Below are 23,640 nucleotides of genomic sequence, written 5' to 3' on the forward strand. Positions count from 1 at the left end.
CGGGGGGATACGTTTATGAGAAAGAGTTTTCAGATCGGTGGGGCTTTTATCGGCGTCATTGTTGGAGCCGGTTTTGCTTCAGGGCAGGAAATTTTACAGTTTTTCACGAGTTTCGGAGGAATCGGTATTGCAGGCTCGATTGTTGCAACACTACTATTTGCATTTATCGGGATGAATTTGACGCAGCTTGGTAGCCGTTTACAGACGACTTCCCATCAAAAAGTCATCTATTATATTTGTGGCCGTTATTTAGGAATACTTGTCGACATTATCATTACGTTTTTCTTGTTCGGTGTCACGGTTGTCATGTTTTCAGGGGCTGGAGCTATTTTTGAACAGCAATTTGGGATTCCAGGTGTCGTTGGAAATCTATTGCTAGCCGTCGCTACAATCGCTTCTGTGACATTCAGTGTTCGGAAGGTAATCACATTGATTAGCGCATTTACTCCTTTTTTATTGTTGATTGTCATTGTCATTACGGTCTATTCGGTCATCAACTTTGATTTTGCAGCTACTGATTTACAAGGTGTCGCCGCTAGTCAAAGTCGAGGGGCTTCCCACTGGCTGTTAGCGGCGGTTTTGTATGTATCGTATAATATTGCTGCCGGAGCAGCGATGCTGACAGTGATGGGCGGGACGGTTAAGGATGAAAAAGTGGCCGCATGGGGAGGCATCATCGGTGGACTGGGTCTCGGTCTTCTTATTATTCTCATCAACGTCTCGATGCTGACGCAATTGAAGGAAATTGCCTCTGTTCCGATGCCTATGTTAGCGTTAGCGGATAGCATGAGCCCGGTTATGAGTATAATCTTTTCCATTATTTTGCTAGGTATGATCTACAATACCGCAGTCGGGATGCTTTATGCATTTACGGCACGTATCGTGACGCCGGAAACGAAGAAATTCAAAGGTGCCGTTGTCTTGTTTGGGATAATCGCATTCGGTGCAAGTTTCGTTGGCTTCATCACACTTGTTGGAACGGTCTATCCAGTAATGGGGTACTTAGGCTTCATTTTGATCGGCGCAATTGTCTTTGCCTGGGTGAAGAAAAAAAAGTCTCCGGTTAGTGAGGAAGTGCACTGAATTACTACTGTTTTTCCCTAATTAACCGACATATTATGGACTGGAAATGCGCTTGGGATTTGGAAAATCGATTTTTCAATCCCTTTTTGCACCATTTTGTTGTCTATCAACGCAAAAAAAGGAAAAGCCCAAAATATTGAACAATATTATCGATATAGTTTGCACTTTAACTGTACGGATCGTTTAGATCAAATTAAATTTCCTGTTCTGTTGCTGTATGGGGAAAAAAATAAGGCGTTTCACCGTAATGCCCATCTATTACACGAAAAGCTCCCTGTAAATGATTTCATCCTCATAGGAGACATGAAACATCAGCTTCCTACAAAGACGACCGTGGCGGTGAACGATTTCATTAAGCAGTTCGTATCTACTCATGGAGCTCAGAACAGAGAAAATTGAATGGTTGCTCACGGTGTTTTAAGAATGGATATCCAGTTGGTTCTTCTTAACTATTTATTTAAAATGGGAAAAGGCTAACTGGCATATTGTAATAAAAAAAGATGAAGGTAAGGTCGATTTATCAAAGGAAGAGGTCGACTGGCTAAATGACTGGTTGCAGAAGAACGATGTGTAGTTGATACGTTTTTTGATATTAAATACGCAGAGAAATTCTGAAGGATGTATTTAAAAGCAACACAAATACAACACAAGATATTTAAAAATGCTGTAACAGCAACGTATTTTGGCAGAAATACACGTCCTCCTGGGACGTAATACATTAAAAACTGAAAACACGATAAGAATTAAAAAGAATGACCGTAAACGTTGATATCAAAGCGTTAGCGGTCATTCTTTATTTTTGAGAATACGTTAAGAAACTATAGGAAGTAAAATCATATTCCATAAATTTTAATCATTTAACCTACTTCCCATGTCCTCATATAATTATAGCTTCCGGTTAGAAAAGTGAAAGATAAATGGATGAGATAGCATTGGTGAGATTACTCATGCAATGCTATTTTTTTCTTTTTACATCTCCAACAATGCCTCTTGTTTGTTGAAGAAATATTTTTTCACCCACTTGAAGTAAATATCTTTTCTCTATTCTTTCAAAAATATTCCTTTTTCCTTGAAACGAAAGCCTATAATCAAAAATCTATTGGATTTACGTTAATGTAACTCAAAGTCATTTATTAAGTGCCTAAGTCTCAATTATCGGAAAACCACTTGCTAATGAGGATGATTATCAGTATCATTCATGCTGATAGTGATAATCATTATCAATTAAAATATTAGGAGTGAGTATTATGGTATCAGGTGTAACACCTTATTTAGATAATGCATCGTTATTAGCATCACAGGAAAAAAGAGAATCGAATGCAAGGTCATACCCGAGAAGGCTACCTTTAGCTATTAAACAAGCTGAGGGTGTCTATGTAACAGATATGGATGGAAAACAGTATATAGATTGCTTAGCGGGCGCAGGAACACTTGCTTTAGGGCATAATCATGCTGTGATTCATGCAGCTATCCAAGACGTGCTTCGATCCAAATTACCGCTCCATACACTTGATATTACAACACCCGTGAAAGAGAAATTTGTTGATGAATTATTTGATTCATTGCCTCCTTCTTTTGCAGAAAAAGCAAAAATTCAATTTTGCGGACCTACGGGTGGAGATGCAATCGAGGCAGCACTGAAATTAGTGAAAACAGCGACTGGGAATCGAGCGATTTTATCTTTTCAAGGAGGCTATCATGGTTCAACTCATGGAACATTGAGTATTAGTGGGACATTAGATCCTAAAAAGAACATTCATGCCCTTGTACCAGATTCACATTTCCTTCCCTACCCCTATGAATACCGCTGCCCTTTTGGAATAGGAAAAGAAGGATATAAGGTGAGCAGTACCTATATTGAAAATTTACTAGATGACCCTGACAGCGGTATTGTTAGCCCTGCGGGGATTATCGTCGAAGTAGTTCAGGGTGAGGGAGGCTCCATTCCGGCTCCAATTGAGTGGTTAAAAGAGCTTCGTCGTATAACGAGGGAACGAAATATTCCATTAATTATTGATGAAGTCCAAACAGGGATTGGGCGAACGGGAAAAATGTTTGCCTTTGAGCACGCAGGTATTGAACCAGATGTTCTCGTACTATCAAAAGCGATTGGTGGAAGTCTTCCTCTTTCCGTTATGCTTTATGATCGCCGCCTTGACCAATGGGAACCAGGTGCACATATTGGGACATTTAGAGGAAATCAGATGGCGATGGCAACAGGTCAAGCAAGCTTAAAATATATTAAAGAAAATCACCTGCCCGAGCATGCTAATCAGAACGGAAAGTATTTCATGAACCAATTAAGTAGTATTCAAGAGAATGTGTCATCAATAGGTGATGTTCGAGGGCGCGGGCTCATGATAGGAGTAGAAATCATTAACCCGACAAAACATCCAAACCAACTTGGAAGTTATCCAGCATCCCCTGAGCTTGCTAGTAGAATTCAACAGGAATGTTTGAAACGCGGATTGATTTTAGAGGTTGGAGGCCGATTTAGTTCGGTGATTCGATTACTACCGCCTCTCATTATTACGAAAGAGCAAATCGATGATGTGTTACAGCGCTTCTATGAATCTATAAAAAGTGCAGAAGATTACTTCGGTTCGATATGAGGTGATCGGATTGATAACTAATTTTGAACAATGGTTTCTGCATCCAAATGAACAAAGTAAAAAGACATTCTCTGAACTAATGGATAACACGTTTAAGCTGATAGTAGACGAATCAATGAAAGTCAACAAACCATTTGCCGGTGCCTCACGTCAAGATATTGAATCGATGGTGAAGAAAGTAACTCGTATCCCTGAATGTGGTCAAAATCTGAAAGATGTAATGATGGATATTCATGAAGGTATCGTTAAACAATCTTTATGGATTTCTCACCCTTCCGCAATGGCGCATCTTCATTGTCCGCCATTGCTGCCGTCGATTGCTGCCGAAATGATTATAGGCGCACTAAATCAATCAATGGATTCTTGGGATCAAAGCCCTGCAGCTACGTATGTTGAAGAAGAACTCCTTCAATTTTTCATCAACCAAATTGGCTATCCGGCCAATGCGGACGGCGTGTTTACAAGCGGTGGAACACAGTCTAATTATATGGGGCTTTTGCTTGCACGTAATCAAGCGTGCGAAACTTACTTTTCAGTAAATGTTCATGAAGATGGGCTTCCAGTTGAAGCGAGTAAATTACGGATTCTTTGCTCAGAACATGCTCATTTTACTGTTCAGAAATCAGCCGCTCAACTTGGCCTCGGCATCCATTCGGTTGTTAAAGTGAAAACGAACAATAAGCAACAGCTTTGCTTAGATGATGCAAAGGAAAAACTAGACCTGCTACACCAGCAAGGATTGATTCCGTTTATGATTGTTGCGACAGCTGGGACAACTGATTTTGGGAGTATCGACAATGTGAAAGAAATCGCTGACCTAGCGAATACTTACCGATTATGGCTTCATGTTGATGCTGCTTATGGCGGAGCTTTATTATTTTCCCATCAATATCGCCAGCTACTTGATCATTTGTGGGAAGCAGATTCGATTACGATTGATTTCCATAAGCTCTACTATCAATCAATCAGCTGCGGTGCATTCTTCGTGAAAGAAAAAAAGTCCTTTCAACAAATTATGTACCATGCTGATTATTTAAATCCTGAGGAAGATTATGAAGAGGGCATCATCAATCTCGTAGAAAAAAATATCCAAACAACAAGACGATTTGATGCGTTAAAGATCCTCATGACCTTTAAATTACTAGGAACCGATATGTTTGGAGAAATGATCGATTATACGATCCACTTAGCGAAAAAAACGGCACAGCTTTTACGTGAGCATGAGTTTGATGTCGTTAATGACCCAGTGATGAACGCGGTATTATTCCGTTTTGTCCCCGACCATGTAGATGCCCCACACGTAATTGATGAAATCAATCTTGAATTGCAGCGTTATTTCTATCAAAGTGGTGAGCTTATCATGGCGAAAACAAAGCATAACGGGAAAATCTATTTAAAGTTTACGATGCTTCATCCGCTAAATACGATTGAAAGAATGAAGGAACATATTGAGAAATTGAAACAGGTGGCTAAGAAAATCGAGAGTGAGAAAGGTGAGGATATATATGAATATTCCGTTCGTCGCTAATCATCTTACGATGCAAAATCTATTAAATTGTTATTTTAGAGAAACAGGCAAGGGTGAATGGAAAGACGCCATGCAAACAGAACTTCCATTCGAACAAGGGGATTATAAGTTTGTCCTTTTGATCCCTCTTACTAGTCAATCCGTTACGTTATATGTACCTGTTCGCTATAAATCGGAAACAGGTCGTCATTTATTTTCACCTCATATGTACTATCAAGTAAAGAACGACGTGGTAAAACAAATTGATTTTTTAACACTACTTTCCTATCTACAAAAGGATTTAGTTGAAATGTCGACAAAGCCTGTGCAAACAGAGGAACTTGTTCTTCGAACGATTTTAAGTTATCAAACGATGAAGGGAATCCTCGCGCATCGCAGTCAAGACCTTGAAGAATGTTATCAGGCGGAGAAAACTTTTTTACAATCAGAGCAATCTCTATTGATCGGTCATCAACTTCACCCAACAGCAAAGAGTCTCCAAGGAATCGGTGAAGATGAAGAGCATATTTTTACTCCTGAAAGAAAAGGCTCCTTTCAACTTCATTATTTTCAAGCAAAAAATGAGTTGATTGAGGAAGATTCCATGTCTCCTCAAACAGCGACAATGATGATTAAAGAAGAATTAAAACGTGATCCACATATTTCAGAAGCGTTCAAAGAGCAGTATTGCCAAGAAGATGGTGAGTCATTAATCCCCGTTCACCCTCTTCAGGCAAGGAAGCTTTTAGGAATGAAAGAAGTGCAACATCAAATTGAATTAGGAAAGCTTTCCTATTTGGGTCCACAGGGGCGAGCTTTTTATCCGACATCTTCTGTTCGCACGGTCTACCATCAAGACGCAAGGTATATGTACAAATTTTCCATCCCAGTTAAAATCACGAATTCGTTACGAGTCAATAAGCGTAAAGAACTTGAGCGTGGAGTCGAAGTGAGCCGATTGCTGCAACAGGAAATAACGAGCAAACTAAACGAACTTCACCCGTCGTTTAAAATTATCGAAGACCCTGCCTATATCACGTTGAAGCTTGATAGGGAGGAGTCTGGATTTGAGGTCGTTATTCGTGAAAATCCTTTTCAAAAAGATCATGCCTCAAGAACCACATTACTCGCAGGTCTTTGCCAAGATCATATCAATGGTGGGAAGTCGCATCTAGCGAATATTATTGATCAAATTGCAGAAAGCAATCAGATTTCAACTGAGCAGGCAAGTGAGGAGTGGTTTCGCCGCTATTTAAACATAAGCTTACGCCCACTTTACTGGATGTACGCTACATACGGCATTGCCCTTGAGCCGCATCAGCAAAATTCACTAGTAAAATTAGATGAATCTGGCTTCCCTGAAATGTTTTATTCCCGAGATAATCAAGGCTATTACTTTATGGAATCCTACGCCCAAAATTTAAGACAAGTGGTACCGTCATTAAGTGAAAAAAGTGATACCATTTGTGCCGATTCAATTGCGGAAGAGCGTTTTCGTTATTATTTCTTTTTCAACAATCTATTTGGGTTGATTAATGCCTTTGGTGTCAATCGTCTTATCGATGAACAACGATTATTAAGGCTGTTAAAAGATGAATTACATGTATTATTCGAACAATATGGTGATTCTACGAACTTAATAAGCTCTTTATTAGATGAAGAAAAACTTCCATGCAAGGCAAATCTATTAACTAGAGTGCATGATATGGATGAGCTAGTCGGATCCCTTGAGACACAATCTGTCTACACATTCGTTGAAAATCCACTATTCAAAACCGTAGGTGATCTTTTTGAAGTCTAATCTAGTGATTGAACAAACTTATCCTTTTCATCATTACGATCCGATTCGAAAACTGAATCTTTCCTTTCGTGAAGTCACGATGAAGGATGTTAGCTTACTTCATTCCTGGATGAATGAAAAGCATGTTATTCCATACTGGAAGCTTGACTTTCCATTTGAAAAATATAAAAAGCATTTAGAGACATTTTTAGCCGATGACCATCAAAAGTTATTAATTGGTGAAATTGATGGAATCCCCATGAGTTATTGGGAGTCCTACTGGGTCAAAGGTGATATGATCGGCAATTATTATAAGTTTGAACCTTATGATCAGGGTATTCATTTGTTAATTGGGCATAAAGGCTATTTAGGGAAAGGTTATATTTATCCGTTGCTACTGACGATTCTATATCATCAATTTCAAGTGTCTGAAACAACGAAAATAATCGCGGAGCCAGATATTCAAAATAAAAAAATGATTCATGTGTTTGAAAAATGTGGCTTCACTCCCATTAAAGAGGTAGAGCTTCCTGATAAAACGGGGTTACTAATGACTTGTGAACGAGAAGAGTTTGAGAGGAGATGGACGGATTGGCAACAAAACAAATTTTAGACTTGATTGGAATAGGGATCGGTCCATTTAACTTAGGATTAGCGGCATTACTAGAAAAAACTGAATGCAACTCATTGTTTTTCGATAAAAAGCCACGCTTTGAATGGCATCCAGGGATGCTTATAGAAGGAACAACCCTCCAAGTCCCATTTATGGCAGACGCTGTAACGATGGTGGATCCAACAAGTCGTTATAGTTTCTTAAATTATTTACATGAACAAAATCGGTTATATCAGTTTTATTTTTTAGAGAAATTTCATATCCCCAGAAATGAGTATAATCACTATTGCCAATGGATAGCTGAACAGCTTCCGCAACTTCAGTTTGGATCTGAAGTGGAGAATATTGAACGGACGAAAGATGGATACTATCATGTGACTGTTTATTCCTCTAGTAGGGAAGAAAGAAAAACCTATGTTACAAAGCATATTGTAATGGGAATCGGAACTAAACCATATGTGCCTGATAGGTTTCGATTGGCGAATCAAGATCGGATCTTTCATTCATCAGAGTACATGAACAAACGTCGTAATACCCGAAATGCGAAATCTGTAACCATTATTGGATCAGGACAAAGTGCAGCTGAGATTTTCTATGATCTATTATCTAAGCAGCCAGATAATCATTATGAATTATCCTGGTATACAAGGTCAAAGGGGTTTTACCCAATGGAGTATTCAAAGCTAGGATTAGAGCATTTTACACCTGATTACGCGAAATACTTTTATCAGCTTCCGAAAGAAAAAAAGCAAGGAGTTTTGCAAAATCAAGCATTATTATATAAAGGAATTAGTTTTTCGACGATTGCTGATATCTATGATTTACTGTATGAGCGTTCGGTTGGCAGCAATGACCTAAACGTACATCTTCAAGCGTTGACGAATTTAGTTTCAGTAGAGGAATGGAATGATCAATTTAGATTATCGCTTTATCAGCATGAACAGGAAACTAGTATAAGCGTAACTACCGATATTGTCATCTTAGCAACAGGTTATCATCCATATATTCCAGATTTCTTAAAAGGCATTGAACATCTACTTGAGTGGGATGAAAATGGTCAGTTACTAATACAAGAGGACTATAAAGTGAAGACAAAGGTTGAGGGACAAAATAATTTATTTGTTCAAAATGGTGAGTTACATACACATGGAGTTGGCGCCCCGGATTTAGGGCTTGGTGCCTTTAGAAGTGCGAGTATTATTAATGAAATAGCAGGAGAAAAGATCTATAAAACTTATGAAAAGAATGTATTTCAACAATTTGGAGTGTAGGAAAGGAATGTGACGAACGGTTGGACAACATGAAGATATGTGAAACCCCTTTAACAATGTTAACCGAGAAAAATTGGGAACAAGTAGATAAACAGTTATTAGCAAAAATGCTTCAAGAATTTATTTATGAAGAAATTTTGGTTCCAGAGATAGTAAGTGAGAAAAATGGAATTCGTACATATGAGTGGACAGATAAGAAAGGAACCACTTATCGATTCCAGGCAAAGACGCGTTTGTTTGATAGTATCTCTGTTATTTCTGAAACTATTGAAGTTTTGACAGATGAAGTGAAGAAAACCCCGTTATCTCTGTCGCTTTTACTTAGTATTCAAGAGGAAGAGAATATGACAGGTGCTACTGCTGGACATTTGGTTAAGGAATATTTGCACACAATGCTAGCAGACGCCCAAATAAAATCGAGGTCAAAAACTTCTGAAGAGCTTATTGAATTGGATTATGCAGAACTAGAAGGGGAAATGACCGGTCATCCATGGATTACTTATAATAAAGGACGGATAGGTTTTGCATATAATGATTATATTCAATTTGCTCCAGAACAACAGAAAAAAGTAAAGATATCGTGGGTTGCTGTTCACCGAAGCATTGCGACATTTCAGTCGGTCGAAGGGTTAGCCTATGAGCAGGTAATGAATCAAGAGCTAGGAGAAGATACATGCAAGCGTTTTAACGATCGATTAAAAGACATGAATCTACAGCCAGATCATTACTATTTTATCCCGATTCACATTTGGCAATGGAATCATTCGATCGTCCCTATGTTTGCTGCGGAAATTGCAAAGAGTGAGATAATTCCACTTGGAGAAGGTGATGACCAATACCTTCCGCAGCAATCGATTCGAACATTTGTCAATGTGACAAATAAAGAGAAGTATCATGTGAAATTGCCAATGAGTATTTTAAACACCTTAGTTTACCGTGGTCTGCCTGGTGAGAGAACAGTGATCGCTCCCCAGGTAACGACATTTATGAAAAAGATACTCGAAAATGATCCCTTTTTGAAAGACGAGTGCCGACTCGGATTATTAGGGGAAGTAGCAACGATGAATGTCGATCACCAGACCTTTAAAGATGTAAAAGGAACTCCATATCAGTATCTTGAACTATTTGGAGTCGTTTGGAGGGAGAGTATATATAAGGAATTACTAGCTGGGGAACATGCGATTACGCTTGCTTCATTATTACATGTGGATCATGAAGGGACCCCATTTGTTTCTAAGCTAATCGAAAAATCCGCATTGACGGTCAATGAGTGGATAAACAGGCTTGTAAAAGCAATTTTACCGCCGTTGCTACACTACTTGTATCAATATGGTACTGTGTTTTCGCCACATGGACAGAATACAGTTCTTGTGTTAAAGGATAATGTTCCAGAACGGACGATAATGAAGGATTTTGTTGATGATGTAAATATAAGTGATCAATCTTTTCCTGAGCTGGAGGCCCTTTCAGATAGGTTGAAACAGGTGCTACGGAGTGAAACGCCGGAAGGGTTAACACAGTTTATCCTAACAGGACTATTCATATGCCACTTTCGTTATTTAAGCAACATCCTAGAAGAGAATGAAGCCTTTCCTGAACATTGTTTTTGGGGAATCGTTAGAGAGGAAATACTTTCTTATCAAAAAAGATTTCCACAACTAAATGATCGCTATCAGTTATTTGATTTGTTACGTCCCACTTTTACAAAATTAACGCTAAATCGAAACCGTATGTTTGATTATGGATATGAAGATGGTGAAGATCGCCCACATGCAAGCGAGTTTGGAGAGGTTACGAATGCCCTTTATGTTAAAACAGCGGAAAAATATATGGAAATATGACTTCTGAGAGGCTCACATAAAGCTTTATACTTAAAATTAAAGGGGGTTGACGGTGATGTGAAGTGCCGAATTGGGAAGAGGTTCAACGGTTTGAATAAATCCTACCGTGGTCATTTGTATTTATCAGATTAACAAAGTATTCTTAATTCTAATGTTTACAATTCATATCATATTAGTATATATTGAAAATAGAATATTGGAGGGGGAGATGGAATATGTCAATTAAGAATGATCATTTGAAATTCGGCAGTGCGGATGCGCCTTTAAAAATCGAGGCTTTTATTAATTTGGCCTGCCCAGGCAGTGCAAGAATTTATCATTTAGCAAAAGAAGTATTGCCTCCATATATCGAAAATGGTCAAATTGAAGTAATTGTGAAGTTATACGATAAGCCTCGTGAAGAACTTCTCCGCGGTGCATTGATTCACTGGACATTTGATAATGCGAATCCAACAGAAACATTAGACGTGATAGGAAAACTACTGGAAACACAACAAGAATGGCATGACCTATCGGATAAAGAATTAAAAAGATTACTTGTCGATCAATACAATCTGCAAGAAGAGGAACGTCTTGAAAATGTTGATGTAAGCTTAGCGATTACGGCTGAAGCGATTGAACGAGAAGTGAAAATCGTACCAACTTTATTCTTCAATGGTGAAAAATTATTAGGTTTTACATATAAGCTAGAGCCTTCTGATTTAAAACAGGCAGTTGAAACGTCATTGGCGAAAATTTCATAAAACGATCAATGAGGAGAAGGTCTCGCACATCTATTAACATGACTTTAACTTAAATTATCATTATTTTGGACAGCAGCTTGTGAGTAAAGCTGCTGTTTTTTATCTTCATTCAACAAATGTTTTTGTACTGAAAGCTAAGCATCAACTACAGAAGACTCCCGCCTATAGGTAGAAAGAGGAATGATCAGCGGGTTTTCAGACGCCCGCTGATCGGGGGAGGAATGAAGTTCGATTCCTCCTTTATAAAGCCTTCAGCATAATTGCTTACATTGACTCTGCCTCTTTGATCGCCGTTTGAGCTAATTTAGAAATCGTCATATCGTCCATCGGTGGATTATGTAGACCTGCACGTACATCACGATAATACCTTTGCAACGGATTTGACATTTGAAGACTTTTGGCTCCGACCAATCGCATCGCTTTGTCCACAATCGAAATTGCTGAATTTGTCACTATATGCTTAGCGGCAGCCAGTTCATTCGTTATCTGTTCACGGCGCGAGTCGGCATCTACGGCATCGGCCACGCTGTAAAGGAAGTGTCTTGCTTTCATCAGTTCTAGGTCCATTTCGCCTATTAAATTCTGGACATTTGGCAATTGGCTAATCGGCCCTTGTAAACTATTCGGAGAGTATTCAACTGCAAATTTTACCGCATAGTCACGAGCCGCTTGTGCAATGCCTAGATAACAAGCGGGAATATGCAAAATCCAGCCATTCACAGTATTGCCCCTAGGCCCAAGATTGAATTCGACAAATTGCTCTTCCGAAACTTCAACATGATCTAACACTAAGTCATGACTCTCTGTTCCCCTCATCGCGATAACATCCCATGTTTCTTTAATGGATAAACCTTTTGAGTCTCGTTCAACTAAGAAGAAGCCGATGCCCTCTTTCTCTTCAATCCATGCAGATACTAAAAAATGTGTTAACACGGGGGACATCGTCGTAAAGTTTTTTTGCCCCGTAATAACCCATTTGTCATTACGTTTTACGGCATTGGTCCCAGGACGTCCACCGCGTGTTGGACTGCCCGTTTGAGCTTCACTAACTGCTCGATTCACCAACGCCCCGTCCAAAACCTCTTGTGCAAATGAAGTTAACATATCTTCACTCCACAGTTTTTTTCCATAAAGTTCTCCGACAACACCTTGGTGCCACCCAATTGATAATCCTGTAGCTCCATCAAAACTAGCAATCGTTTCTTGGAAAAGGACCATGTCACGGACGCTTATACCAACGCCGCCATATTCCTTCGGTAACGTTAGTTTCGTATAACCTAAATCGACAAGTGCTTTTATATTTTCTTTTGGAAAGCGAACCTGCTCATCGTTTTCTTTCGAATGACTTTTAAAGGCGTCCTCAAGGTTCATTAGCTCTTCAAGCCATTCCTTTTGAAATGCAGTTTCAATAAATAACTTTTTTGACATGCCCGACACTTCCTTATTAGATTGATTAGTCTACACTTTCAATGTAACTAGTATATCTTTCTAATGTCTACTTTACAACTCGGATTACTTATGATAATATATGAACTATTAAAATATATTCAGAATATTAGAGGAGGGGGTGGGGAATTGATAACTGTAAGAAATATTAAAAAGAGTTTTAATAAGAAGCCAGTGCTACATGGGATTGATGTAACAGTGAAGAAAGGAGATATCATTGTAATAGTCGGGCCAAGTGGATCAGGGAAAACAACCCTCCTTCGTTGCATAAACTATTTAGAAAAACCCGATGTAGGCAGCATTTCAATTGATGGTTTTTCCATAGATGAAAAAAGTGCAACGAAAAAAAACATTCTAACCTTGAGACGAAAAACAGCTATGGTTTTTCAGCATTATAATTTATTCAAAAATAAAACCGTACTTGAAAACATTATGGAAGGTCTTCTCGTTGCGAAGAAAATTAACGTCGCTGAAGCACGTCAGATCAGCATGGATCTTCTTCGAAGAGTCGGTCTTGAAGAAAAAGCAAACGACTACCCGGTGCAACTTTCAGGCGGGCAGCAACAGCGCGTAGGGATTGCCCGCGCACTGGCATTAAAGCCTTCCGTATTGTTATTCGATGAACCAACGTCTGCACTCGATCCCGAAATGGTGGGAGAAGTTCTCTCTATTATTAAGAAAATTGCAGATGAGGGAATTACAATGATTATCGTGACTCATGAAATTGACTTTGCCCGAGAAGTGGCCACTGAAGTTATTTTCATGGCAGATGGGGTTGTTGTTGAACAAGGTACGCCGAAAGATGTCCTAGTCCAACCAAAACACGAACGCACGAAACAATTTTTAAGTAGACTTACGAAAGAACCAGAATATGAAATTTAAGAAAGAGGAAGGGATACGTATGAAACGTAATTGGCTAGTACTTTTAGGAGCAACGGTGTTGCTAGCTATACTCGCGGGTTGTTCAAATGGCGGGAGTTCAACAACAGAAGACGGAAAAAAGATTATTAAAGTCGCATTGAGCGATGATGTCAATCCTCCCTTTCTATACACAGATAGTGAGAATAACCCGATTGGCTATGACATGGACTATTTAGCAGAAGTTGAAAAAAGACTGCCGGACTACAAATTCGAATATATCTTCGGAGAGGAAGAGTCTAATTTAGTTGGTCTTGCTACAGGTAAAGTTGACATGGCGATTAACTGGTTTTTCAAAAATCCGGAAAGAGAAGAGAAGTTTCATTATCCTAAGTATGAATATGGCTACTCTCTAACATCACTTATAACGAAAACAGACAGAGATGATATAAAAACATTAGATGACATGGTTGGAAAAAAGTTCACGCCCATGTCTGCTAGTGGCGGACTTCGTTCTATTTTAAATGGGTACAACACAAGTAATCCTAATAATCCTTTAACAATTGAAAGCATTGAACACCCTTCAAATGCAGATAACTTAAAGCGTGTTGACGAAGGAAAAGCGGATGCGATCTTCCTCAATAAATCGACATTTGATGCTGTGCAAGAAACATTGAACTTAGATTTAAAAGTAGCTGGAATCGTTTCAAAAGAACCTATCTTTATTGTATATAATAAAGAAAATATCGAACTAGCTGATCAAATCGACGAGATTACGCATGAATTGACAGAGGACGGAACCCTTTCGAAACTATCCGATAAGTGGTTTTCGACAGACTTCTTTCAAGACCTCGAATACATCAATGAAAAAGGATTCAGCTACGAATAATAATGAACACCGCATTGAACTGAAACACATTCATGCGGTGTACGTTCGTACATATTTATTAGGTGGTGGGAAAGATGAGTTCGAGTTTGACAGGCTGGGTTGACATATTCGTTAGAGTGCTGGATAAACTCCCGCTAACACTAATGATGATGGTCTTATCCTTATTCTTCGCTTTAATTATAGGTTTAGGTATTGCGGTTATACGAATTCAGAAGTACCGGTATATCTATGGAATTGCAACATTATATTTATCATTTACAAGAAGTACACCTTTGTTAGTACAACTGTTTCTAGTTTATTTTGGACTCCCTCAGCTGTTACTTGTCTTTACTATAGATATTAATCATTGGGATCGGCTTGTATTTGCCATTATAGCCTTCTCATTTCATACAGGTGCATTTATGTCTGAGGTTATTCGCTCAGCCTATTTAGCAGTAGGGAAGGATCAACTTGAAGCAGCCTATAGTGTCGGAATGAGCTATCCACAAGCGTTAAGGAGAATTATATTACCGCAAGCCTTTCTCATCTCTTTGCCTAATTTAGGAAATAATATTATCGAATTATTGAAAGACACATCGCTAGCCTTTACCATCGGCATCATCGATATTATGGGGCAAGTCCGTATTATTTTAGGGAATAATCATGGCATCGGCATGTTTCAGATTTACGTTGTGATTTCGCTTGTTTACTGGGCAACTTGCATTATTATTGAAAGTCTTGTCGGCTATGCTGAAAAAGTCTTCAGGAAAGGGCATGTTGGTCTACCGAAGTAATAACTTTTTGAGGATCGTGATGAATTATGGCTGTTGTAGACTTTAAATTTGCTTTAGAGCAAGTGCCCACAGTGTTAAAAGGAGTACCTTGGACAATAACAATAGCCATTGTTGCAATGCTTTTTGGGCTCATTTTGGGTTTGCTAATTGCTCTTTGCAGGATATATAAAATACCTGTATTAAATCAGTTGTCCATTTTGTATATCTCTTTCATTAGAGGAACGCCCTTAATTGTTCAGTTATACGTCTTTTTCTACGGTGTTCCCGTACTCGTTGACTATCTGAACCCTCGTCTCGGTTTACAAATAGATGCAGATGAAATTCCACCACTTCTGTATGCGCTTGTTGCTTATACGATAAATACGGCAGCTTATCAGGCGGAAATCTTCCGTTCATCCATAAATGCCACAAATGAAGGACAGATGGAAGCAGCCTATTCGGTCGGGATGACAACGAGACAAGGTTTGACGCGGATCATTCTGCCACAAGCGTTTTTAATCGCATTGCCTAATTTGGGAAATGTTTTTATTGGGCTTATTAAAGCAACCTCATTAGCTTTCGCTGTAAAAGTTGTAGAAGTAGTAGCCATTTCCAAAATTATAGCGAACGATGGATACCGTTTTATCGAAATGTATTTAGTCGCATCCATTATTTATTGGGTTCTTTGCCTCGTCTTTGAATTTATCTTTTTTAAACTGGAGAAGAGGATGAGTCGTTCTGAGGCAAGAATGGGTCTGAATACATCTGCTTAATAAAGAAGTGAGGAAAAGCGCTATTGCTCAAGAATATGAGCAATGGCGCTTTTCAGATTGTAGCCCTAAGCTATGCAATAAAAAATGTACATAAACCAGAGGACAACGTTAATTACAGCATTACGCTGTGTCAGTCGTTGTCCTCATTTCTTTTGCATTACATAACCAAATCTTCGTGACTGCAATGTTGAAGCTTACTTTATGAAATTTTGTTTGCTCGGGAAGCTGCATGAAAATAAAATAGAAATGACAGGCAATTCAAAAAGATACTTGACGTTTAAAAAAATACCAATTAGAATAAAGATGCTAACAAATAAAGGAAGTGAATTAAGTGAATTTACGTGAACAAAAAGCTGCTCACAAAAAAGAAGCCATCATGAAAGCAGCAATCAGTGTTTTCACTGAAAAAGGTTATGGAGGAGCATCATTGGAGGATGTTGCCCAAAAATTATTCATGACAAAAGGCGCGGTCTATTACTATTTTAAAGATAAGCAGGATTTACTTTATCAAAGCCAAGTATATCTGCTGCAAAAAAGTAACCATTTGATATCGGAAATTTTGGATAGCAAATCGGCAACTATAGAGAAGATGAAAAAAGCCATTGTTCAACATACGGAATATGTCATTAATGAACGTTCAGGTTTCGAAAGTATGTTAAACCCTGAATCTTTTCTAACAATTGATCAGCAGAATGAAATTCTTCGATTGAAAAACGAATATGAAAGCAAATTTGATAAATTGATTGAAAAAGGGATAAAAGAAGGGGTCTTTATCCAAGGGAACATTAAAATCGTCCGGAACTTGTTGCTTGGTGCCATGAACTGGGTGATGCAATGGTATTCAGAAGGCGGGAAGAAGAGTAAAGCCGAGCTATCCGACATGATTGCTTTCTACTTGCTCCGCATGCTACTCCAAAATCCTGATGAAAATTATGTAAAGGGAGGTGGCGATGATGAAGTTCAATGAATTTGAAGTAGGCGATAATTTTCTGACGGCACCCTATACTGTTACAAAAGAGGAAATCATTGAGTTTGCAGAAAAATATGATCCCCAGCATATGCATCTTGACGAAGAAAAGGCAAAAAACGGTCCGTTTGGAGGGCTAATTGCCTCGGGATTACACTCATTGGCAGGAGTTTGGTCCAAATGGGTAGCACTTGATGTAGTCGGAGAAGATGCCATCGGAGGTGCCGGTATTGAGAGATTGAATTGGTTGCTTCCAGTAAGACCTGATGATCAGCTTATCGGGGAATTCCAAATATCCCAAAAAAGAAAACTTTCAGATGGAGTTCGGGGATTGATAGTCATCGATGCCAAGGTGCATAACCAGAATGGAAAAGAGGTGATGGAGTTCACACTAAAAGCCATTATTCGCGCATGAATGTAAGGGTTTACATAAAGGAGGGAGAAATAGATATGCCACTTAAGGATGTGAAGGTGCTAGATCTATCACGGTTACTGCCAGGACCTTACTGCACTATGATACTTGCTGATTTCGGAGCAGAGGTCATAAAAGTAGAAGAGCCGGAGGTTGGGGATTATATCCGCCATTATGAACCGAAGCGGGATGAAAATAGTGCGATTTACCACTCGCTTAACCGCAATAAAAAAAGCATCTGCTTGGATTTGAAAGACAGTGAAGATCACAGATGCTTTTTGAAGCTGGCCGAAGGAGCGGATGTGATAGTGGAATCATTTCGACCAGGTGTCATGAAACGTTTGGGGTTAGATTATGATGTGTTGAAAAAAATTAACCCACGACTAATCTATTGCAGCATCACCGGTTATGGCCAAACCGGGCCTTACGCTGAAAAGCCAGGACATGACATTAATTATATGAGTTATGCAGGTCTGCTTGACTTGATGGGTGAAAGGGGCAGAAAGCCAATTGTGCCTGCAGCTCAAATTGCGGATATTGGCGGTGGGGCCATGCCGGCAGTCATAGGAATTCTGCTTGCATTACTTAATAGAAGCAAGAGTGGAAAAGGGCAGATGGTTGATATAGCCATGTTGGATGGCGTTATTTCCTGGTTGCCCTTATTGTTGCCGCAGCATTACGCGGGAACGGAAGTTATTCGTGGTGAATCCTTGCTGAATGGAGGATACGCCTGTTATCAAGTCTATGAAACAAGCGATCAGCGGTATCTTTCTGTAGGGGCTTTGGAATCTAAATTCTGGCAAGCGTTTTGTAATAAAATCGGCAAACCGGAGGTCATAGCGCGACAGGGAGCCCCGAAGGAGGAACAGGAAGATTTAATAAAGGAAGTTCAAGCAGTGATAAAGAATAAAACGCTTGAACAATGGATGGAGATGTTTTCAGATGGAGAGGCATGTGTTTCTCCTGTCTTGAAAATTGATGAACTGGAGAGGAATGCCCAGATTGCGGAACGAAGAATGCTAAAAAACCTGCCGGGAGATTCGAACAGCAAATTTAAGGAAATCAGTAGTCCTATTAAACTTTCAAACACCCCAGCAGCCCCTATAAGGCGCGCACCTACTCTTGGTGAGCATACAGAGGAAATCATGAAAAGCTTGGGAGTGTCATATCACAAGTAAGCAACTAAACATAAGGGGGGAATTACCATCGGAAAGTATTATATTGTCGGCGTCGGAATGACGAAGTTCGGTAAACTATACGACTTCTCACTGAAGGATCTTACAAAAATAGCGGTCGAAGGAGCATTGAAAGATGCAGCTATACCGAAAGAATGGATAGATGCAGTATATTTTTCTAACACCGGCCAAGGAGCCATTGAAGGCCAACATGCGGTAAGGGGACAAGTGGCTGTACGTCCGCTCGAATTTGAAGAGATTCCTGTAATCAATGTTGAGAATGCCTGTGCCAGTGCAAGCACAGCTTTAAACCAAGCAATCCAATTTCTGAAAGCGGGGGAAGGCGATTTTGCTCTTGCAGTCGGAGCGGAAAAAATGAACAAAAAGTCTGGAGAGAAGGATTTTAGCATTTTTGACTCTGCATGGGATGTTGAAACGCCTCGGGAAAATATGGAAGTCCTGAAACGATTGGAGAAAGGTTTTGACATGCCGAAAGACGCGAAAAATGCAGCTAATTATAGCATGTTCATGGATGTTTATGCTTCATTTGCCAAATATCATATGGCTCGCTTCGGGACTACCCAAGAACAGATTGCGGCTGTATCGGCTAAAAATCATCAGCACTCGGTGTACAACAATTTAGCGCAGTACCAAAAACCATTCACGATTGAAGAAGTCTTGGCGGCACCGCCGATTGTATACCCTTTTACGTTGCCGATGTGTTCACCGGTAAGTGATGGGGCTGCTGCCGCAATTATCTGCACTGAAGAAGGGCTGAAAAGATTAAAAGATAAAAGCCGAGCGGTGGAAGTTGCTGCTTCAGTCGTGCAAACGGGGTCAAACCGAAAACCGGATGAAGTGGAAAAGCATCTAACGGCACTTGCGGCAAAGAAGGCCTACGAAAAAGCAGGGCTCGGGCCGGAAGATATATCGGTGGCTGAACTACATGATGCGACTGCTATCGGAGAAATTATTCAAATTGAAAATCTAGGCTTCTGCGACTTCGGGGAAGGTGGACCATTGAGCTTAAGAGGGGAGTTCAGCTTATCGGGGCGGCTTCCGGTCAACCCATCGGGAGGCTTGGAATCGAAAGGGCATCCTATTGGAGCAACGGGTCTCGGTCAGATCTTTGAACTGGTAACTCAATTGCGAAATGAAGCTGGCAACAGGCAAGTTGAATATGCCAAAGTGGCTATTGCTGAAAATGGTGGAGGAGTTTATGGCCTCGAAGAAGCGGTCGCTGCTATCACAATTTTAAAAACGCTTAATTAGATAGGGGGAGAAAAATGGAGATTCAAGGGAAAACTGCGATTGTGACAGGAGGAGCTTCAGGTCTAGGTTTTGCGACTGTCGAAAAGATAATTGAAAAAGGGGGACATGTGGCGATCCTCGACAGAGATACGAAAAATTTCGAGCACATCGCAAGCCGGTTTGGAAACGACCGTGTCGAAGCAATTGAGACGGATGTAACCGATGAAGAATCGGTGATAAATGCAATCGATCAAGCATTTCAGAAGTTCGGTTCGATTGATATTTGTGTCAATTGTGCAGGCGTCTCAGTGGGGGCGAAAACGTATAGCAGGAAAGGCGTCTTTCCTTTGGAAAAATTCAAGAAAGTCATAGATATCAACTTGAACGGCACATTTAATGTTTTAAGTAATGCCGTAGAAAAAATGGTGAAAAACGAAGTGCCTGAAGGTCAGGAAAAAGGGGTCATTGTAAACACATCTTCTGGCGCGGCATATGACGGCCAAATGGGACAGGCTGCATATTCTGCCAGTAAGGCCGCCGTTGCGGGAATGACTCTGCCGATTGCAAGGGATTTGGCGAACTATGACATCCGAATCAATGCCATTGCCCCCGGGCTGTTTATGACGCCTATGGCTGCTGGGCTTTCGGATGAATTGTTGGAAGGCATTAAAGGCCAAATGGAATATCCAAAGCGCCTTGGAGAACCATCGGAATTCGCATCATTGGTTACCCATATTATTGAAAACACGTATTTTAACGGCGAAGTAGTCAGACTGGATGGAGCGACGAGATTGCCTCCTAGATGATGAGTAGTACGGGCAGTAGTGTCTTTATCCTGGAAAAAATAGAGGGAGGATTGTTCATGAGTACATTGAAAAATAGAGTTGTAGAGAAACAGGAACTTGAACTGCTCAGAAAAAGCGTAAGGGATTTTTCACGAAAAGAAGTTTCGGAATATTACGATGAGTGGGAAAACAATGGGAATATTCCACGCAATCTATGGCGTAAATTAGGCGATCAAGGTTTTCTGCTGACAGAAATACCGGAGGAATATGGTGGGCTGGGAGCTCCTTTAGCATATTCCATGGCCATTGTAGAGGAATTTTCAAAACTTGGCTATAGTGCAATTTCCACTAATTTATCGGTCCACGATATCATAACGGCCCAGTATATCTTGAATTATGGAACGGAATCTCAAAAATCTCATTACCTGAAAGGGATGGCATCTGGTGAACTAGTGGCGGCGTTCGCTATGACTGAACCAGGTGCAGGCAGCGACTTGCAGGGTATCAAGACAACGGCTGTCTATGATGAAACGAAAAAAGCATATAAGTTGAATGGTCAGAAAACCTTCATTTCCAACGGACAACATTGTGATTTTGTCATCGTGGTCGCCAAAACGGATCAGACGGTGAAGCCATCCAGAGGGACGAGTTTGTTTTTTGTGGATGTAACAGCTGAAGGGTTTAGCCGTGGAAAGAACTTGGAGAAAATCGGACTTCATGCTTGCGATACTTCCGAAATGTTCTTCGAGGATGTATGGGTCGGGGAGGATAAACTCTTAGGCAATCTCAATGAAGGATTCAAGATCCTCATGAGTGAATTGCCGCGTGAACGGCTGACCATTGCGGTTAATGCAGTGGCGGCAATGGAGGGGGTCCTTGAGCAGACAATCCGCTATGTGAAGGAGCGTGAAGTATTCGGCAAGCCGCTGTCCGATTTTCAAAATACTCGTTTTGTCATTGCTGAATTGCAAACGAAAACAAGAGTCCTTAAATCGTTTGTAAAAGAGTGCATGGATATGATGATGGACGGGACGCTAGATACTGCGACAGCCAGCATGGCCAAGCTTTCGTGTACGGAAGCCCAAGGGGAAGTCGCCGACAAATGCCTCCAATTATTCGGTGGTTACGGTTATATGAAAGAATATCCGGTCGCCCGGGCATTCACGGATGCCAGAGTGCAACGGATTTACGGCGGGACATCGGAAATTATGAAAGAGATCATTGGCAAAGACATCTTCAAAGAATAATACATTCGGAAAATCTTGTGTAAAGGGTGAGGAGTAATGGTCGTTATGAAGAATGAGCAGGCAGTAATTGTTGAAAAAAGAAATCAGGTCGCCTGGGTCTATTTAAACCGTCCGAATGACATGAATGCCATTTCGAAAGAAATATTGGAAGGCTTAAAGGAAGCAATCCTAACAGTTGAAGCTGATGAAGAGATACGGGTAGTCGTCCTGACCGGAAGAGGGAAAGCTTTTTGTGCTGGGGCGGACTTAAAAGAAATGATGCGTGAATTGGAGAATAGACAACTTGGACAGACAAGTCTATTGGACGATGCAGATTCCACTTTTGGAAGTTTGACGAAGATGAGTAAACCATTGATTGCGGCATTGAATGGCATTACATTGGCAGGTGGCTTGGAGCTTGCGATGTCCGCGGATATTGTCGTTGCATCGGAAAAAGCTAAAATCGGGGATGCCCATGCGAACTTCGGCGTTTTGCCGGGGGCTGGTGGTTCCGCCAAGCTGCCCCGGATCATCGGTGTGAATCGGGCGAAGTATTTATTGTTTACGGGCGATTTCATATCGGCTCATCAAATGAAAGAATACGGCTTGGTTCATGAAGTGGTGGATCCGGAAGTGCTTGAGTCGACTGTACAAGCGATTGCGGAGAAGATTGCTGAGAAAAGTCCGCTTGTTTTGAAGAAAATGAAGCAACTCGTACGCGATGGATTGGAACAACCTTTGGAACTTGCATTAAAACAAGAGTTGCTTAGTTTGAAGGCGCATACGCAGTCCTATGACATGATTGAAGGATTAAACGCATTCGTAGAAAAGAGAAAACCGGAATTTAAAGGATACTAAAAGGGGGGCAACAAAATGAACATTGAAAACAAAGTGGCAATTGTAACCGGAGGAGCATCCGGATTAGGGTTAGGAACCGTGAAAGCATTGGCCGAAAAAGGGGCAAAAGTGGTCATATTTGATATGAATGAAGAAAAAGCGAAACAAGCGTGTAATGAACTTGGAGAAAACGTTTCCTATGCAGTTGTGAATGTATCAGATGAGGCTGCCGTTCATGCAGGAATCCAGCAAACAATGGAACAACATGGCGCGCTCCATATTTGTGTAAATTGCGCAGGAGTAGGTATAGCACAAAAGATCATCGGTCGGTCAGGTGTGATTCCGTTTGAGAATTTCAAAAAAGTAGTTGATATCAATTTGTTCGGGACATTTAATGTACTTCGGCTGGCGGCAGAGCAGATTGCGAAAAACGAACCACTTACAGATTCCGGAGAGCGGGGGGTTATTATCAATACCGCTTCTGTCGCGGCATATGAAGGACAGATGGGACAAACAGCTTACGGCGCAAGTAAAGCAGCGGTGGTCGGATTGACATTGCCTGCAGCTCGGGATCTCTCTTCATTCGGAATCCGGGTGAATACAATTGCACCGGGGCTATTCCGCACACCATTAGCCGAAATATTAGATGACCATGTTGTGGAGAAATTGGAGAAATCCGTTGAGTTTCCGAAACGGTTGGGAAGACCAGATGAATATGCAGATTTAGTAAGATTCATGATTGAAAACGAGTATATCAACGGGGAAGTTGTGCGTCTGGATGGAAGCATCCGTATGTCACCTAGATAAATGGATCGAAAA

At 40.4% G+C, this 23,640-nt stretch carries 21 protein-coding genes; 20 read left to right on the plus strand and 1 reads right to left on the minus strand.

Features of this window, described 5'->3' with window-relative positions; genetic code table 11:
- The first annotated feature begins 15 nt into the window (after nucleotides 1–15).
- From NIT04_RS08500 to NIT04_RS08535, 8 genes are all read left to right on the plus strand, one after another.
- A complete protein-coding gene (locus tag NIT04_RS08500; protein ID WP_252503110.1) occupies nucleotides 16–1,083 on the plus strand; it encodes a hypothetical protein in 1,068 nt (355 codons plus the stop codon).
- Between the two features lie 1,247 nt (nucleotides 1,084–2,330).
- On the plus strand, nucleotides 2,331–3,695 hold the full coding sequence (locus tag NIT04_RS08505) for an aspartate aminotransferase family protein (protein WP_252503111.1): 1,365 nt from the start codon (nucleotides 2,331–2,333) through the stop codon (nucleotides 3,693–3,695).
- Nucleotide 3,696: 1 nt separating this feature from the next.
- Nucleotides 3,697–5,223 (plus strand): aspartate aminotransferase family protein, encoded by a 1,527-nt coding sequence (locus NIT04_RS08510; protein WP_252503112.1) that lies wholly within the window; start codon nucleotides 3,697–3,699, stop codon nucleotides 5,221–5,223.
- Complete coding sequence (locus tag NIT04_RS08515; protein ID WP_252503113.1) at nucleotides 5,201–7,003, plus strand: IucA/IucC family siderophore biosynthesis protein; 1,803 nt, start codon at nucleotides 5,201–5,203, stop codon at nucleotides 7,001–7,003. Before NIT04_RS08510 ends, NIT04_RS08515 begins: the two co-directional genes overlap by 23 nt.
- Before the next feature lie 43 nt (nucleotides 7,004–7,046).
- Nucleotides 7,047–7,595: a GNAT family N-acetyltransferase gene (locus NIT04_RS08520; protein WP_371922527.1), complete on the plus strand. Its 549-nt coding sequence runs from the start codon at nucleotides 7,047–7,049 to the stop codon at nucleotides 7,593–7,595.
- Nucleotides 7,565–8,866, plus strand: coding sequence for a lysine N(6)-hydroxylase/L-ornithine N(5)-oxygenase family protein (locus tag NIT04_RS08525; protein ID WP_252503114.1), 1,302 nt, complete (start codon nucleotides 7,565–7,567; stop codon nucleotides 8,864–8,866). Before NIT04_RS08520 ends, NIT04_RS08525 begins: the two co-directional genes overlap by 31 nt.
- Nucleotides 8,867–8,895: 29 nt before the next feature.
- Nucleotides 8,896–10,707 carry an IucA/IucC family siderophore biosynthesis protein gene (locus tag NIT04_RS08530; RefSeq protein WP_252503223.1) on the plus strand — a complete coding sequence of 604 codons (1,812 nt, stop codon included), beginning with the start codon at nucleotides 8,896–8,898 and terminating at the stop codon, nucleotides 10,705–10,707.
- A 215-nt stretch (nucleotides 10,708–10,922) separates the two neighbouring features.
- Nucleotides 10,923–11,450 (plus strand): thioredoxin domain-containing protein, encoded by a 528-nt coding sequence (locus NIT04_RS08535; RefSeq protein ID WP_252503115.1) that lies wholly within the window; start codon nucleotides 10,923–10,925, stop codon nucleotides 11,448–11,450.
- A gap of 264 nt (nucleotides 11,451–11,714) precedes the next feature.
- On the opposite strand, the gene NIT04_RS08540 is transcribed toward NIT04_RS08535, so the two are convergent.
- The gene (locus NIT04_RS08540) at nucleotides 11,715–12,878 is read right to left on the minus strand and encodes an acyl-CoA dehydrogenase family protein (protein WP_252503116.1); all 1,164 of its coding nucleotides are present in this window, start codon (nucleotides 12,876–12,878) and stop codon (nucleotides 11,715–11,717) included.
- Between the two features lie 147 nt (nucleotides 12,879–13,025).
- On the opposite strand from NIT04_RS08540, the gene NIT04_RS08545 reads away from it, so the two are divergent.
- From NIT04_RS08545 to NIT04_RS08600, 12 genes are all read left to right on the plus strand, one after another.
- On the plus strand, nucleotides 13,026–13,778 hold the full coding sequence (locus NIT04_RS08545) for an amino acid ABC transporter ATP-binding protein (protein ID WP_252503117.1): 753 nt from the start codon (nucleotides 13,026–13,028) through the stop codon (nucleotides 13,776–13,778).
- A 19-nt stretch (nucleotides 13,779–13,797) separates the two neighbouring features.
- Complete coding sequence (locus tag NIT04_RS08550; protein ID WP_252503118.1) at nucleotides 13,798–14,643, plus strand: transporter substrate-binding domain-containing protein; 846 nt, start codon at nucleotides 13,798–13,800, stop codon at nucleotides 14,641–14,643.
- A gap of 74 nt (nucleotides 14,644–14,717) precedes the next feature.
- Entirely contained in the window at nucleotides 14,718–15,416 is a 699-nt protein-coding gene (locus NIT04_RS08555) for an amino acid ABC transporter permease (RefSeq protein WP_252503119.1), read from the plus strand.
- A gap of 26 nt (nucleotides 15,417–15,442) precedes the next feature.
- Nucleotides 15,443–16,168 (plus strand): amino acid ABC transporter permease, encoded by a 726-nt coding sequence (locus NIT04_RS08560; RefSeq protein ID WP_252503120.1) that lies wholly within the window; start codon nucleotides 15,443–15,445, stop codon nucleotides 16,166–16,168.
- Nucleotides 16,169–16,499: 331 nt separating this feature from the next.
- Nucleotides 16,500–17,135 carry a TetR/AcrR family transcriptional regulator gene (locus NIT04_RS08565; RefSeq protein WP_252503121.1) on the plus strand — a complete coding sequence of 212 codons (636 nt, stop codon included), beginning with the start codon at nucleotides 16,500–16,502 and terminating at the stop codon, nucleotides 17,133–17,135.
- The gene (locus tag NIT04_RS08570; RefSeq protein WP_252503122.1) at nucleotides 17,122–17,550 is read left to right on the plus strand and encodes a MaoC/PaaZ C-terminal domain-containing protein; all 429 of its coding nucleotides are present in this window, start codon (nucleotides 17,122–17,124) and stop codon (nucleotides 17,548–17,550) included. The genes NIT04_RS08565 and NIT04_RS08570 overlap by 14 nt, the downstream gene beginning before the upstream one ends.
- Nucleotides 17,551–17,585: 35 nt before the next feature.
- Entirely contained in the window at nucleotides 17,586–18,725 is a 1,140-nt protein-coding gene (locus NIT04_RS08575) for a CaiB/BaiF CoA-transferase family protein (protein ID WP_252503123.1), read from the plus strand.
- Between the two features lie 42 nt (nucleotides 18,726–18,767).
- Nucleotides 18,768–19,994 (plus strand): thiolase family protein, encoded by a 1,227-nt coding sequence (locus NIT04_RS08580; RefSeq protein ID WP_256470595.1) that lies wholly within the window; start codon nucleotides 18,768–18,770, stop codon nucleotides 19,992–19,994.
- 14 nt (nucleotides 19,995–20,008) lie between these two features.
- Nucleotides 20,009–20,779: an SDR family NAD(P)-dependent oxidoreductase gene (locus NIT04_RS08585; protein WP_252503125.1), complete on the plus strand. Its 771-nt coding sequence runs from the start codon at nucleotides 20,009–20,011 to the stop codon at nucleotides 20,777–20,779.
- 56 nt (nucleotides 20,780–20,835) lie between these two features.
- Nucleotides 20,836–22,005 carry an acyl-CoA dehydrogenase family protein gene (locus NIT04_RS08590; RefSeq protein WP_252503126.1) on the plus strand — a complete coding sequence of 390 codons (1,170 nt, stop codon included), beginning with the start codon at nucleotides 20,836–20,838 and terminating at the stop codon, nucleotides 22,003–22,005.
- A 45-nt stretch (nucleotides 22,006–22,050) separates the two neighbouring features.
- Nucleotides 22,051–22,842, plus strand: a complete 792-nt coding sequence (locus NIT04_RS08595) for an enoyl-CoA hydratase/isomerase family protein (protein WP_252503127.1) — start codon at nucleotides 22,051–22,053, stop codon at nucleotides 22,840–22,842.
- Between the two features lie 15 nt (nucleotides 22,843–22,857).
- Nucleotides 22,858–23,628, plus strand: a complete 771-nt coding sequence (locus NIT04_RS08600; protein ID WP_252503128.1) for an SDR family NAD(P)-dependent oxidoreductase — start codon at nucleotides 22,858–22,860, stop codon at nucleotides 23,626–23,628.
- Nucleotides 23,629–23,640 lie beyond the last annotated feature (12 nt).

The organism is Sporosarcina sp. Marseille-Q4943, assembly GCF_943736995.1.
Classification (GTDB): Bacteria; Bacillota; Bacilli; order Bacillales_A; family Planococcaceae; genus Sporosarcina.

Excerpts from the sequence above, each read along its gene's own strand:
- NIT04_RS08575 (WP_252503123.1), top strand. The coding sequence starts at position 17,586 with ATGCCACTTAAGGATGTGAAGGTGCTAGATCTATCACGGTTACTGCCA.
- NIT04_RS08585 (WP_252503125.1), top strand. The coding sequence starts at position 20,009 with ATGGAGATTCAAGGGAAAACTGCGATTGTGACAGGAGGAGCTTCAGGT.
- NIT04_RS08550 (WP_252503118.1), top strand. The coding sequence starts at position 13,798 with ATGAAACGTAATTGGCTAGTACTTTTAGGAGCAACGGTGTTGCTAGCT.
- NIT04_RS08535 (WP_252503115.1), top strand. The coding sequence starts at position 10,923 with ATGTCAATTAAGAATGATCATTTGAAATTCGGCAGTGCGGATGCGCCT.
- NIT04_RS08500 (WP_252503110.1), top strand. The coding sequence starts at position 16 with ATGAGAAAGAGTTTTCAGATCGGTGGGGCTTTTATCGGCGTCATTGTT.
- NIT04_RS08505 (WP_252503111.1), top strand. The coding sequence starts at position 2,331 with ATGGTATCAGGTGTAACACCTTATTTAGATAATGCATCGTTATTAGCA.
- NIT04_RS08540 (WP_252503116.1), bottom strand. The coding sequence starts at position 12,878 with ATGTCAAAAAAGTTATTTATTGAAACTGCATTTCAAAAGGAATGGCTT.
- NIT04_RS08560 (WP_252503120.1), top strand. The coding sequence starts at position 15,443 with ATGGCTGTTGTAGACTTTAAATTTGCTTTAGAGCAAGTGCCCACAGTG.
- NIT04_RS08595 (WP_252503127.1), top strand. The coding sequence starts at position 22,051 with ATGAAGAATGAGCAGGCAGTAATTGTTGAAAAAAGAAATCAGGTCGCC.
- NIT04_RS08515 (WP_252503113.1), top strand. The coding sequence starts at position 5,201 with ATGAATATTCCGTTCGTCGCTAATCATCTTACGATGCAAAATCTATTA.
- NIT04_RS08600 (WP_252503128.1), top strand. The coding sequence starts at position 22,858 with ATGAACATTGAAAACAAAGTGGCAATTGTAACCGGAGGAGCATCCGGA.
- NIT04_RS08570 (WP_252503122.1), top strand. The coding sequence starts at position 17,122 with ATGAAGTTCAATGAATTTGAAGTAGGCGATAATTTTCTGACGGCACCC.
- NIT04_RS08590 (WP_252503126.1), top strand. The coding sequence starts at position 20,836 with ATGAGTACATTGAAAAATAGAGTTGTAGAGAAACAGGAACTTGAACTG.
- NIT04_RS08555 (WP_252503119.1), top strand. The coding sequence starts at position 14,718 with ATGAGTTCGAGTTTGACAGGCTGGGTTGACATATTCGTTAGAGTGCTG.
- NIT04_RS08530 (WP_252503223.1), top strand. The coding sequence starts at position 8,896 with ATGAAGATATGTGAAACCCCTTTAACAATGTTAACCGAGAAAAATTGG.
- NIT04_RS08525 (WP_252503114.1), top strand. The coding sequence starts at position 7,565 with ATGGACGGATTGGCAACAAAACAAATTTTAGACTTGATTGGAATAGGG.